Consider the following 12,421-nt stretch of genomic DNA (forward strand, 5'->3'; position numbering starts at 1 on the left):
CCCGGGCTCCCGCGGCCCGGGGCTACTTCTTCGCCGACTCCACGGCGTGGCCGCCGAACTGGTTGCGCAGCGCGGCGATCATCTTCATCTGCGGGGAGTCGTCCTGGCGGGAGGCGAACCGCGCGAACAGGGACGCGGTGATGGCCGGGAGCGGCACCGCGTTGTCGATGGCGGCCTCCACGGTCCAGCGGCCCTCGCCGGAGTCCTGCGCGTAACCGCGCAGCTTGTCCAGGTGCTCGTCCTCGTCGAGGGCGTTGACCGCCAGGTCCAGCAGCCAGGAACGGATGACCGTGCCCTCCTGCCAGGAACGGAAGACCTCGCGCACGTCGGTGACCGAGTCGACCTTCTCCAGCAGCTCCCAGCCCTCGGCGTAGGCCTGCATCATCGCGTACTCGATGCCGTTGTGGACCATCTTGGCGAAGTGGCCGGCGCCGACCTTGCCGGCGTGCACCGAGCCGAAGTCGCCCTCCGGCTTCAGGGCGTCGAAGACCGGCTGCACCTTGGCGACGTTCTCCGCGTCGCCGCCGTACATCAGGGCGTAGCCGTTCTCCAGGCCCCAGACGCCGCCGGAGACGCCGCAGTCGACGAAGCCGATGCCCTTGGCGGCCAGCTCCTCGGCGTGCTTCTCGTCGTCCGTCCAGCGGGAGTTGCCGCCGTCCACGACGACGTCGCCCGGCTCCAGCAGCTCGGCGAGTTCGTCGATCGTCGACTGGGTGGCGGCGCCGGCCGGGACCATCACCCACACGACGCGCGGGCCCTCGAGCTTGCCCACGAGTTCTTCGAGGCTGTGGACGTCGGCGAGGTCCGGGTTCCGGTCGTATCCGATGACGGTGTGGCCGGCGCGGCGTATCCGCTCGCGCATGTTGCCGCCCATCTTGCCGAGGCCGACGAGACCGAGCTCCATCAGTTGTTCCTTAGGTCGCTGTGTGGCGTGTGGGGCACCTTCGTACCCGTGTCCGAGCCTAAACCCGGACGGTCGTGCACAGCTGTGGGCATACGCGCTCAGACGAACGCCCCCACCTGCGACTTCTCCCCACAGGCCCACCCGGTTGTCCACCGACTGTGGACAACCGGGCCGGACCAGGACGCCGGCCCGAGAACCGGCCGCCGAAGGCCCGGCTCAGCCGCTGAGCCGCACCGGCATGATCAGGTACTTGTAGGCGTCGTCCGCCTCGGCGTCCAGCGCCGGCTTGCCGCTCAGCAGGGCGGGCTTCGTGGACGTCGTGAACGACAGCTGGGCCACCGGCGAGTCGATGGCGCTCAGACCGTCCAGCAGGAAGGTCGGGTTGAACGCGATCGAGATGTCGTCGCCCTCCAGCTGGGCGTCGACCCTCTCCACAGCCTGTGCGTCGTCGCTGGAGCCGGCCTCGAGGATGAGCACGCCCTGCTCGAAGCTGAGCCGCACCGGGGTGTTGCGCTCGGCGACCAGAGCCACACGCTTGACGGCCTCCACGAAGGGGGCGGTCTCGATCACGGCGACGGAGTTGAACTCGGTCGGGAACAGCGTGCGGTACTTCGGGAGGTCGCCCTCCAGGAGGCGGGTCGTCGTGCGCCGGCCCGCGCCCTCGAAGCCGATCAGACCCTCGCCGGAGCCCGAGCCGGACAGCGCCAGCGTGACGCTGTCGCCGCTCGTGAGGGCCTTGGCGGTGTCCAGGAGCGTCTTGGCGGGCACCAGGGCGACCGCGGAGGCGTCCGGGTTCTCCGGCTTCCACAGGAACTCGCGGACCGCGAAGCGGTAGCGGTCGGTGGAGGCCAGCGTCACCGTGTCGCCCTCGATCTCGATGCGCACACCGGTGAGGACGGGCAGCGTGTCGTCACGGCCGGCGGCGATGGCGACCTGGGCGGCCGCGGAGGCGAAGACCTCGCCGGGGACCGTGCCCGTGGCGTTCGGCATCTGCGGCAGCGACGGGTACTCCTCCACAGGCAGTGTGTGGAGGGTGAACCGCGAGGATCCGCAGACCACCGTCGCCCGTACACCGTCTGTGGAGATCTCCACCGGACGGTTGGGCAGCGCGCGGCAGATGTCGGCGAGCAGGCGGCCCGACACGAGGACCGTGCCCTCCTCCTCGACCTCGGCCTCCACGGACACCCGTGCGGAGACCTCGTAGTCGAAGCTGGACAGGCTCAGCGCGCCGTCGTCGGCCTTCAGGAGCAGGCCGGCGAGGACAGGCGCCGGCGGACGGGCCGGGAGGCTGCGCGCCGCCCAGGCAACGGCCTCCGCGAGTACGTCGCGTTCCACCCGGATCTTCACTCTTGCCGCCTCCTGCTGTTGCCGGCGCTTCTCGCCCTGCCTGGCCTTCGTCGTCTGTCTCGGTGTCGTCGGCCCCCGAGAGGGGAAGGACCACCGGGGACCAGTCTGACGCACGGCACTGACAGTAGGTGCCGCTCGGGGTCAAGTCGTGACGAGGGGCAGCCGGGCGCCGAAGGGCGAGTTGTGCACAGGACCCCCTTCGAAACGGATTCCTCGCTCTCTCTAGTCGGGAGTAGTAGTAGGGCCTGTGGAAACCGTGGATAACCCCGTTTTCGCAGCTCAGGGGCGATATTTTATCCACTGACCCTGTGGGCGGAGGCGGTGGATAACCGGGCCCGTCTGTGGAGAAAGAAAAGTTCTGCACACACCGTGCACAGGGAGGGCCGAGTTCTCCCCAGCTGCGTCCCCAGGTTTCGCCGTCTTTCCCACAGGGCGCCTCGGCAGCTTCGTGTGACGGCTTTCACTCGACGCAGTGATCAGGCGCGGCAGGTTGCCGAACAGTGGAGATCCATGTGGAGAAGCCGCCCCCGGCTGGGGAAAACCGGCCGAGGTCTGTGGGTTGTCGGTGGACAAGTCCGTCCACAGGGTGGGGACCATCACGTTGTCCACAGTCTGTGGAAATCCTTCGTCCACGAATCCACAGCCACATGACCTGCTCTGATGGTCCCTCAACAGGGCTGCCTGTGGACGCAATCGGGGAAAACTCCGCAGTCCCCAGGCTGTGGAGGGGAAAAAGTCGCCGAATCTGTGGATGAAGGCCGTAACCCGGCTGGTAATCGAACAGCGGATGACGCGAGCACGAAGAAGGGCGCCCCGGGGATCGGTCCCCGGGGCGCCCTGGAAGGTCGTTCGCGGCTCGGACAGGCCCTTGGGTCAGCCGGCCTTGATGCGGTTGGTCAGCTCGGTCACCTGGTTGTAGATGGAGCGTCGCTCGGCCATCAGGTTGCGGATCTTGCGGTCCGCGTGCATGACCGTGGTGTGGTCGCGGCCGCCGAACAGCGCGCCGATCTTCGGCAGCGACAGGTCGGTCAGCTCGCGGCACAGGTACATGGCGATCTGCCGCGCCGTGACCAGCTGACGGCCCCGCGAGCTGCCGCACAGGTCCTCGACGGTCAGCCCGAAGTAGTCCGCCGTGGCGCCCATGATGGCCGTGGAGGTGATCTCGGGCGCAGAGTCCTCGCCGCCCGGCATGAGGTCCTTCAGGACGATCTCCGTCAGCCCCAGGTCCACCGGCTGCCGGTTGAGCGACGCGAACGCCGTCACCCTGATCAGCGCGCCCTCCAGTTCGCGGATGTTGCGCGAGATCCGCGAGGCGATGAACTCCAGCACCTCCGGCGGGGCGTTGAGCTGCTCCTGCACCGCCTTCTTGCGCAGGATCGCGATGCGCGTCTCCAGCTCGGGCGGCTGCACGTCGGTGATCAGGCCCCACTCGAAACGGTTCCGCAGCCGGTCCTCCAGCGTGACCAGCTGCTTGGGCGGCCGGTCGCTGGACAGCACGATCTGCTTGTTGGCGTTGTGGAGCGTGTTGAAGGTGTGGAAGAACTCCTCCTGCGTCGACTCCTTGTCCGCGAGGAACTGGATGTCGTCGACGAGCAGGATGTCCATCTCGCGGTAGCGCTTGCGGAAGCTGTCGCCCTTGCCGTCGCGGATGGAGTTGATGAACTCGTTGGTGAACTCCTCGGAGCTCACGTACCGCACGCGCGTGCCCGGGTAGAGGCTGCGCGCGTAGTGCCCGATCGCGTGCAGCAGGTGGGTCTTGCCGAGGCCCGACTCCCCGTAGATGAAGAGGGGGTTGTACGCCTTGGCGGGGGCCTCGGCGACGGCGACCGCGGCCGCGTGCGCGAAGCGGTTGGACGCACCGATGACGAAGGTGTCGAAGAGGTACTTGGGGTTCAGCCGCGCGGTCGGCTCACCGGGACCGCCGGCCGGCGCGGACTGCGCCGTCGACGGGCCGGACCCGCCTCCGCCGGGCTGGCCGGGGCCCATCGGACCGCCGCGATGCGGATGCCCCACGCCGCCGGACGGCTCGGGCAGCTCACGCCGTGTGGGGTCGCGCTGGTCGTACTCCGGTCGCTGCGGTTCGTACTCCGCGCGCGTGGGCTCGTACTCCGGGCGCTTCTGGTCGTAGGGCGACGCGTCGTAGGGCGGTCGCTCCATCTTCTGTGGGCGGTAGTCCTGGGGGGACGAGCCGTACCCGTCCTGCGCCGGGCCGCCGTAGCCGTCCTGGGCGGACGACGAGCCGTAGGAGTCCTGACCGGAGGGACCGTAGGAGTCCTGGGACGGCGACGCGTACGGGTCTCTCTCGGGGAAGCCGAGGCGCTGCTGCTGCCAGCCGTAGTCGTCCTGCGTGGCCCGCGGCCAGGCGCCGGGTTCGGGGCGCTGGTACTCCGAGGGGTACGCGGGGCGGGCGGTGGGCAGCGGGTCCTGCCGGGAGGAGTGCTCGCCGGGACCGCCCTGGCCGCCGGCGCCGCCGTGTCCGCCGGGGGCCTGCTCCGAGCGGTGCCGGCCATAGCCGTCGTACTGGTTGTCGTACGGGCTGTCGTACTGGCCGGGCGGACGCTCGGGTTCTTCGTAACGCGATGCCGGGGCGGGCGCCGCGGGCTCGCCGACGGAGTCGTCCACGGTGATCGCGATGCGGATGGGGCGGCCGCACTCGCGGCTCAGCGTCTCGCTGACGATCGGGGCGAGCCGGCCTTCCAGCACGGTCTTCGCGAACTCGTTCGGTACGGCGAGCAGCGCGGTGTCGGCCACCAGTGCCAGCGGCTGGCAGCGCCGGATCCAGCGCTCGTCCTTCGTTTCGACGCCCTGGCCTCGACCGTTGCTGAGGAGGTGCTCCAGTACGCGTGGCCACACTGCGGCAAGATCGGCAGGTACGTCAGCCACAGGGCACGCTCTCTCGCAGGTCCCACGAACGGGTGACGGTGGGACGGATCGGGATTCACAGCGGACGGGGTCAGGGTCCAGGGAAAGAATCGGAGTCCAGCCACGGTAGTCAGCGCGACCGGTACGGTTCAAGTTGTTGTCCCCAGGCTGTGGACAGTGTCGCCCGGTGGCCCCTGGTTTGACCGGATGGCGTAGCCCCGCGTACCGTAACCAGGTCGAGTTGTCGATGGCTGCTGCCGCCTGCCTCCGATGGGCACAGATCGCGTCAGGTGATCGGGAAGCGGTGCACTCGGGCGTTAACGGGAGCTACTCGTGGGCGCACGGTGACAGCCAGGACGGCACCCCGCCACTACCGAGCGATTTCTGGAGCCCCCGAGTGAGCAAGCGCACCTTCCAGCCGAACAACCGTCGTCGCGCGAAGACCCACGGCTTCCGGCTGCGTATGCGTACCCGTGCCGGCCGCGCGATCCTCGCGTCCCGCCGCAGCAAGGGTCGCGCCCGTCTGTCCGCCTGATCCCGGTCAGGTCATGCCGTCGTGCTGCCCACCGAGAACCGGCTGAGGCGGCGCGAGGACTTCGCGACCGCAGTACGCCGAGGCCGTCGGGCCGGACGCCCGACTCTCGTCGTCCACTTTCGAAGCGGTGCCACGGACCCGCACGCGCCTGGGGAGAGCGCTCCCCCGACGCGTGCGGGTTTCGTCGTGAGCAAGGCTGTGGGCGGGGCGGTCGTACGCAACGCCGTGAAGCGCAGACTGCGTCATCTGATGCGCGATCGAGTCGCCCTTCTGCCCCCCGGTAGCCTGGTAGTCGTACGGGCGCTGCCCGGCGCGGGCGACGCCGACCACGCACAGCTGGCCCAAGACCTCGATGCCGCCCTACAGCGGCTACTGGGAGGGGGCGCGCGATGAAGTACCCGCTGCTGGCCCTGATCAAGCTGTACCAGTGGACGATCAGTCCGCTGCTCGGGCCGGTGTGCAAGTACTACCCCTCGTGCTCCCACTACGGCTACACGGCCATCGACCGGCACGGTGCGATCAAGGGAACGGCGCTCACCGCCTGGCGCATCCTGCGGTGCAACCCGTGGTCGCTGGGGGGTGTGGACCATGTCCCGCCGCGGAAGCGTCCGCGGTGGCACGAAATGCTGCGCGACGCCTGGCGTGCACGCAGGGGCGGGACCTCCGCCGCCTCAACGGCCACCGAAGAGAGTCATCCTTCGAGTCCGGCCGCAGAGACCTCGTCCCATGCCCAAGGAGCATGATTAGTGGACACGATTGCCAGCCTCTTCAGCTTCATCACGACACCTGTCTCCTGGGTCATCGTCCAGTTCCACACGGTGTACGGCGCCGTCTTCGGCCCTGACACCGGATGGGCCTGGGGTCTGTCCATCGTGTCCCTGGTGATCCTGATCCGAATCTGCCTGATCCCGCTCTTCGTGAAGCAGATCAAGGCGACGCGGGCCATGCAGACGCTGCAGCCCGAGATGAAGAAGATCCAGGAGCGCTACAAGAACGACAAGCAGCGCCAGTCCGAAGAGATGATGAAGCTGTACAAGGAGACGGGCACCAACCCGCTCTCCTCGTGCCTTCCCATCCTGGCGCAGTCCCCGTTCTTCTTCGCCCTCTACCACGTGCTCAACGGCATCGCCAACGGCGAGACCATCGGCGTGATCAACCAGAGCCTGCTGGAGAGCGCGCAGAAGGCGCACATCCTCGGCGCGCCGCTGGCCGCCAAGTTCACCGACAGCTCCTCGGACCTCGCCGCGCTCGACGCCTCGCCGACCAGCGTGCGCATCGTCACCGCGTTCATGATCGTGCTGATGTCGGCCTCGCAGTTCTTCACCCAGCGCCAGCTGATGACGAAGAACGTCGACACCACGGTGAAGACCCCGTTCATGCAGCAGCAGAAGATGCTGATGTACGTCTTCCCCGTCATGTTCGCCGTCTTCGGCATCAACTTCCCGGTCGGTGTCCTCGTCTACTGGCTGACCACCAACGTGTGGACCATGGGCCAGCAGATGTACGTCATCCACAACAACCCGACCCCGGGTTCCAAGGCCCAGGCCGCGTACCTGGAGCGTCTGTACAAGTCCGTCACGCACCACGGCAAGACGCGCCGCCGCAGCGAGAAGACGATCGTCAAGGCCATCGTCGCCAAGGGCCGCGACCGCAACGAGTACGAGCGCAAGTTCATCAACGGTCTGAGCAAGGTGGGCCTCGTGGCCCAGGCCGACGGCACCGTGGTGAAGGGCGAAGCCCAGACCGCCACCCTCACCGAGGACGGCACGCCCACCAGCGCGGCGGCCGCCCGTCGTCAGCAGCCCAAGCGCCAGACCAAGTCCCAGCGCCAGACCACAGGCCCGAAGGCGGCCGGCGAGACCACCACCTCGCTGACCAAGTCCGACGAGCCGCAGGACGCCGAAACCACCGGCCCCGCCAAGCCCAAGCCCGGCTCCGCCGGCCGCAGCAAGGCTCAGTCCGGCCAGCGCAAGGGCGGTCCGCAGCGCCCCAAGTCCCCCTCCAAGAAGTAAGAAGGAGCCCATCCCGTGACGGAAGGCACCACCTCCGCCGCCGCCGAGGGTGCAGACACCCTCACCCGCCTGGAGCAGGAGGGCGAGATCGCGGCGGACTACCTCGAGGGTCTGCTGGACATCGCCGATCTCGACGGCGACATCGACATGGACGTCGAAGCCGACCGCGCCTCGGTGTCGATCATCAGCGATGCGGGCGGCCGCGAACTGCAGAAGCTGGTCGGCCGTGACGGCGAGGTGCTGGAAGCACTGCAGGAGCTGACGCGCCTGGCCGTGCACCGGGAGACCGGCGACCGCAGCCGGCTGATGCTGGACATCGCCGGCTACCGCGCCACCAAGCGCACCGAGCTCTCAGAGCTTGGCGCCAAGGCCGCGACCGACGCGAAGAACAGCGGCGAGCCGGTGAAGCTCAGGCCGATGACCCCCTTCGAGCGCAAGGTCGTCCATGACGCGGTCAAGGCGGCCGGCCTGCGCAGCGAGTCCGAGGGCGAGGAGCCGCAGCGCTTCGTCGTCGTACTCCCCAACTGATCGGTACACCCGTTTTCACCGGCCCCGTCTGTCGCTCAGGCGGGGCCGGTCTTTGTCAGCCCTGGTAGTTCTGGTGGTCGGCGCTGAGCGCGCCGGTGCGGTACGGAAGGACGGTCCCCGTGACGGAGGCAGCGGAGCTCCCCCCTGCGCCCGAGCAGGCACGAGCGGTATTCGGTGATCGCTTCACGGATGCGGTCCGGTACGCCGAGCTGCTGGCCGAGGCAGGTGTGCGGCGTGGGCTCATCGGCCCACGCGAGGTGCCCCGGCTGTGGGAACGGCACCTGCTGAACTGCGCCGTGCTCTCTGAAGTCGTCCCCGAGGGGGTGACCGTGTGCGACGTCGGCTCCGGCGCGGGCCTGCCCGGCATCCCGCTGGCCCTCGCCCGCGAGGACCTGAAGATCACCCTGCTGGAGCCGCTGCTGCGGCGGACGACCTTCCTCACCGAAGCCGTCGAACTGCTGGGCCTGGACCATGTGACCGTCGTGCGCGGCCGCGCCGAGGAGCTCATGGGCAAGATGCCTCCGGTGCATGTCGTGACCGCCCGTGCGGTGGCGCCACTGGACCGTCTGGCCACCTGGGGCATTCCCTTGCTGCGCCCCTACGGGGAGATGCTCGCCCTCAAGGGCGACACGGCCGAGGAGGAGCTGAAGAGCGCTGCCACCGCGCTGAGCAAACTGGGCGCGGTCGGCACATCGATCCACCATGTCGGCGAAGGCGTGGTCGATCCGCTCTCCACGGTGGTGCGGGTCGAGGTCGGGGAGAGCCCGGGCGGTGTGCGGTTCGCCGCCAAGCGGGCCAAGGCAGCCCGCACAGGGCGCACGCGCCGCCGTCGCTGACTCGGGCAGGACGCAAGGCGTACTCCACACAAGCTGCCGCGCCTCCGTGTGACGGAGTGTCGCGGCAGTTCGGTGCCGGGCGCTGTGCATCGTGTTTCACGTGAAACGTCGCTCACTGTTGCAGGGCATCATCAGCCGGGGCCGCGCTGCGGCCGAACCCCGCGACCGAAAGCCTCTCGGCTCACTCGACAGGGGAACGGAGTTGTCCACAAAGGTGGATTTCTCCACAGAACCCCAGGCCTCACTGGTTCACGACCCCGAAGGCATGGGAGGCTCTGTTCACTGCGAGCCTGAAGTCGAGGAGAGTGAATCCTTGCGGTCCGACGCCAACATCGCGGGACCGATGACCGATCCGGTCCCCGGTCCCCGAACCGAGTCGATGAGGGAGGATGTTTCACGTGAAACCCCGCCCCCGATGGACGACACTCCGATCGGTCGCGCCGCCCAACTGGCGGTAGAGGCTCTGGGACGAGCTGGGGAAGGGCTTCCACGTCCCGAGCAGACCCGCGTCATCGTGGTCGCCAACCAGAAGGGCGGCGTCGGCAAGACGACGACGACCGTCAACCTTGCCGCCTCCCTTGCCCTGCACGGCGGTCGCGTCCTGGTGGTCGACCTCGACCCGCAGGGCAACGCCTCCACCGCGCTCGGAATCGACCACCACGCCGAGGTCCCGTCCATCTACGACGTGTTGGTCGAGAGCCGCCCGCTGGCGGAGGTCGTTCAGCCCGTCCCCGACGTCGAGGGACTCTTCTGCGCTCCCGCCACGATCGATCTCGCCGGTGCGGAGATCGAGCTGGTGTCCCTGGTGGCGCGAGAAAGCCGGCTGCAGCGAGCGATCCAGGCCTACGAGCAGCCTCTGGACTACATCCTCATCGACTGCCCGCCCTCACTCGGCCTGCTGACGGTCAACGCGCTCGTCGCCGGCCAGGAGGTTCTCATTCCGATCCAGTGCGAGTACTACGCACTGGAGGGACTGGGCCAGCTGCTTCGCAACGTCGACCTGGTGCGGGGGCACCTCAACCCCGCTCTGCATGTGTCGACCATCCTGCTCACCATGTACGACGGCCGGACGCGTCTCGCGTCGCAGGTCGCGGAAGAGGTGCGCACCCACTTCGGCGACGAGGTGCTGAGGACGAGCATTCCCCGCTCGGTCCGCATCTCCGAGGCGCCGAGCTACGGGCAGACGGTGCTGACTTACGATCCTGGATCGAGCGGTGCCCTCTCCTATCTTGAGGCGGCCCGAGAGATCGCGCTGAAGGGCATTGAGGTCAGCTATGACGCCACCCATGCTCATATCGGCGCCCAGAACAACCCGAGCATGGTGGAGGGGATCCAGTGAGTGAAAAGCGGAGGGGGCTGGGGCGTGGGCTAGGCGCACTGATCCCTGCGGCTCCTACAGAGAAGTCGACGGCGTCCGGAGCCCTGGGAAGCGGGGGCCACACCTCCCCCGCGGCCGTCCCGGTTCTGACGACCGACCGTGGAGTGGCTGCGGCGAAGGTGGCGACGCTCCCTGTTTCACGTGAAACAGAGGAGTCGCTGGCAAGCAGCCCCGTGGCGCCCCCCGCGCCTCCGCTGGGCGCTCACTTCGCTGAGATTCCGCTGGACGACATCACGCCGAACCCGCGCCAGCCGCGCGTGGTCTTCGATGGCGACGAGCTCCAGGAGCTGGTCACCTCCATCAAGGAAGTCGGTCTCCTCCAGCCCGTCGTCGTACGGCAGCTCGGACCGCGCCGCTATGAACTCATCATGGGCGAGCGCCGCTGGCGTGCCTGCCGTGAAGCGGGGCTCGAGGCCATCCCGGCGATCGTGCGCGCCACGGACGACGAGAAGCTCCTTCTGGACGCCCTCCTGGAGAACCTCCACCGGGCTCAGCTCAACCCGTTGGAAGAGGCGGCCGCCTACGACCAGTTGCTGAAGGACTTCAACTGCACGCACGACCAGCTGGCTGACCGCATCGGCCGCTCCCGGCCGCAGGTCTCCAACACGCTGCGCCTGCTGAAGCTGTCGTCCGCGGTCCAGAAGCGTGTGGCTGCCGGCGTGCTCTCCGCGGGCCATGCCAGGGCGCTGCTCTCCGTGGAGGACTCGGAGGAGCAGGACCGGCTGGCACACCGCATCGTGGCCGAGGGGCTGTCCGTGCGGGCCGTCGAGGAGATCGTGACCCTGATGGGTGCTCGGCCGCAGAGGGCTCAGCGTCCTAAGGGGCCGAGGGCGGGCGGGCGCGTCGCCCCGGCGCTCAGCGAGTTGGCGACCCGGCTCTCGGACCGCTTCGAGACAAGGGTGAAGGTGGAGCTGGGGCAGAAGAAGGGCAAGATCACCGTCGAGTTCGCCTCGCCGGAGGACCTTGAGCGGATCCTCAACACTCTCGCTCCGGGCGAGAGGCTGGCCCTTCAGAAGAGCCTCCTGGAGAGCGAGCCCGAGGGCTCGGAAGGCTGAGCTTTCGCTGCCACAGCCGGCGGCGCTCCTGAGAAGAGCGGGCCGTGTCCGATACCTGACGGACACGGCCCGCTCTTTGCTTTCACGCCGTACCGAGGCCACCGCATCGTGGATACGATGCGTGAGGGTTGGCGCATTCACCGGGCAGCACCTCTGAGGGGGAGGCGGAGGCCATGCGAACGATGAGCCGGACCGGACTGGTGGGCGCGGGACTGGGCCTGGGCGCGGTCGGAGGCTTCTTCGGCAGCCTGCTCAGAGAACGGAGTGCACTCACAGCCGCTCGCGATGCCGCGAGCGAAGGAAGCGAGGAACAGCCTTCATGGGGCGTCGGCTCGTACCGCTCACGCTGGACAATCTTCAGGACCTCCCCCAGCGCTGCCGCTCGTGCGTCTTCTGGGAACTCGACCCTGTCACCGGTGAAGCCGCGATAGGGGCGGGCACAGCCGCCCGGGAGAAGGAGGCCTGGATCTCGGCTGTCCTACTGGACTGGGGATCCTGCGGCCGGGTCGTCTACGTCGACGAGGTCCCGGTGGGCTTCGTGCTCTACGCACCGCCCGCTTACGTCCCCCGCTCCACCGCGTTTCCCACGAGCCCCGTCTCACCCGACGCCGTGCAGCTGATGACCGCGTTCATCGTTCCGGGTTACCAGGGCCAAGGACTGGGCCGGGTGATGGTGCAGACGGTCGCCAAGGATCTCCTGCGGCGGGGCTTCAAGGCGATCGAGGCATTCGGGGACGCCCGCTGGAAGGAGCCCGGCTGTCTGCTGCCGGCCGACCATCTGCTCGCGGTCGGATTCAAGACGGTCCGCTCCCATCCCGCCCATCCTCGGCTCAGACTGGAACTGCGTACGACGCTCTCCTGGAAGGAAGACGTGGAGATGGCTCTCGACCGGCTGTTGGGGGCGGTGCAGAAGGAGCCGGCGCTGAGACCGCTGTGAGCGGCTCAGCGGCCGAACCGTCGATGG

The 12,421-nt window shown here is 68.5% G+C and carries 12 protein-coding genes; 9 read left to right on the forward strand and 3 right to left on the reverse strand.

Annotated elements, in window-relative coordinates:
• Positions 1 to 22 precede the first annotated feature (22 nt).
• The 3 genes from gnd to dnaA all read right to left on the reverse strand — a co-directional run bounded on the left by gnd (position 23) and on the right by dnaA (position 5,134).
• On the reverse strand, positions 23 to 904 hold the full coding sequence (gnd, locus tag EV567_RS12330; RefSeq protein WP_130439134.1) for a phosphogluconate dehydrogenase (NAD(+)-dependent, decarboxylating): 882 nt from the start codon (positions 902 to 904) through the stop codon (positions 23 to 25).
• A gap of 216 nt (positions 905 to 1,120) precedes the next feature.
• Complete coding sequence (gene dnaN / locus EV567_RS12335; protein WP_130439136.1) at positions 1,121 to 2,251, reverse strand: DNA polymerase III subunit beta; 1,131 nt, start codon at positions 2,249 to 2,251, stop codon at positions 1,121 to 1,123.
• 873 nt (positions 2,252 to 3,124) lie between these two features.
• Positions 3,125 to 5,134, reverse strand: a complete 2,010-nt coding sequence (gene dnaA, locus EV567_RS12345) for a chromosomal replication initiator protein DnaA (RefSeq protein ID WP_130439138.1) — start codon at positions 5,132 to 5,134, stop codon at positions 3,125 to 3,127.
• Between the two features lie 376 nt (positions 5,135 to 5,510).
• Between dnaA and rpmH the strand changes: the two genes are divergently transcribed.
• From rpmH to EV567_RS12395, 9 genes are all read left to right on the forward strand, one after another.
• Positions 5,511 to 5,648 carry a 50S ribosomal protein L34 gene (gene rpmH, locus EV567_RS12355; protein ID WP_003956500.1) on the forward strand — a complete coding sequence of 46 codons (138 nt, stop codon included), beginning with the start codon at positions 5,511 to 5,513 and terminating at the stop codon, positions 5,646 to 5,648.
• Between the two features lie 21 nt (positions 5,649 to 5,669).
• A complete protein-coding gene (gene rnpA, locus EV567_RS12360; protein ID WP_130439140.1) occupies positions 5,670 to 6,041 on the forward strand; it encodes a ribonuclease P protein component in 372 nt (123 codons plus the stop codon).
• The gene (gene yidD, locus EV567_RS12365; protein WP_130439142.1) at positions 6,038 to 6,391 is read left to right on the forward strand and encodes a membrane protein insertion efficiency factor YidD; all 354 of its coding nucleotides are present in this window, start codon (positions 6,038 to 6,040) and stop codon (positions 6,389 to 6,391) included. Before rnpA ends, yidD begins: the two co-directional genes overlap by 4 nt.
• 3 nt (positions 6,392 to 6,394) lie before the next feature.
• On the forward strand, positions 6,395 to 7,660 hold the full coding sequence (gene yidC, locus EV567_RS12370) for a membrane protein insertase YidC (protein ID WP_130439144.1): 1,266 nt from the start codon (positions 6,395 to 6,397) through the stop codon (positions 7,658 to 7,660).
• A gap of 15 nt (positions 7,661 to 7,675) precedes the next feature.
• Positions 7,676 to 8,188 (forward strand): R3H domain-containing nucleic acid-binding protein, encoded by a 513-nt coding sequence (locus EV567_RS12375; RefSeq protein ID WP_130439146.1) that lies wholly within the window; start codon positions 7,676 to 7,678, stop codon positions 8,186 to 8,188.
• 119 nt (positions 8,189 to 8,307) lie between these two features.
• A complete protein-coding gene (gene rsmG, locus EV567_RS12380; protein ID WP_130439148.1) occupies positions 8,308 to 9,024 on the forward strand; it encodes a 16S rRNA (guanine(527)-N(7))-methyltransferase RsmG in 717 nt (238 codons plus the stop codon).
• Between the two features lie 265 nt (positions 9,025 to 9,289).
• Positions 9,290 to 10,363, forward strand: a complete 1,074-nt coding sequence (locus tag EV567_RS12385) for a ParA family protein (RefSeq protein WP_130439584.1) — start codon at positions 9,290 to 9,292, stop codon at positions 10,361 to 10,363.
• Entirely contained in the window at positions 10,360 to 11,457 is a 1,098-nt protein-coding gene (locus tag EV567_RS12390; protein ID WP_130439150.1) for a ParB/RepB/Spo0J family partition protein, read from the forward strand. Before EV567_RS12385 ends, EV567_RS12390 begins: the two co-directional genes overlap by 4 nt.
• A 319-nt stretch (positions 11,458 to 11,776) precedes the next feature.
• Entirely contained in the window at positions 11,777 to 12,394 is a 618-nt protein-coding gene (locus EV567_RS12395; RefSeq protein WP_130439152.1) for a GNAT family N-acetyltransferase, read from the forward strand.
• The last annotated feature ends 27 nt before the right edge of the window (positions 12,395 to 12,421 follow it).

Origin of the sequence: Streptomyces sp. BK239 (genome assembly GCF_004217285.1) — a bacterium.
Taxonomy (GTDB): Bacteria; Actinomycetota; Actinomycetes; order Streptomycetales; family Streptomycetaceae; genus Streptomyces.

Excerpts from the sequence above, each read along its gene's own strand:
- EV567_RS12395 (WP_130439152.1), top strand. The coding sequence starts at position 11,777 with ATGGGGCGTCGGCTCGTACCGCTCACGCTGGACAATCTTCAGGACCTC.
- EV567_RS12385 (WP_130439584.1), top strand. The coding sequence starts at position 9,290 with ATGGGAGGCTCTGTTCACTGCGAGCCTGAAGTCGAGGAGAGTGAATCC.
- yidD (WP_130439142.1), top strand. The coding sequence starts at position 6,038 with ATGAAGTACCCGCTGCTGGCCCTGATCAAGCTGTACCAGTGGACGATC.
- gnd (WP_130439134.1), bottom strand. The coding sequence starts at position 904 with ATGGAGCTCGGTCTCGTCGGCCTCGGCAAGATGGGCGGCAACATGCGC.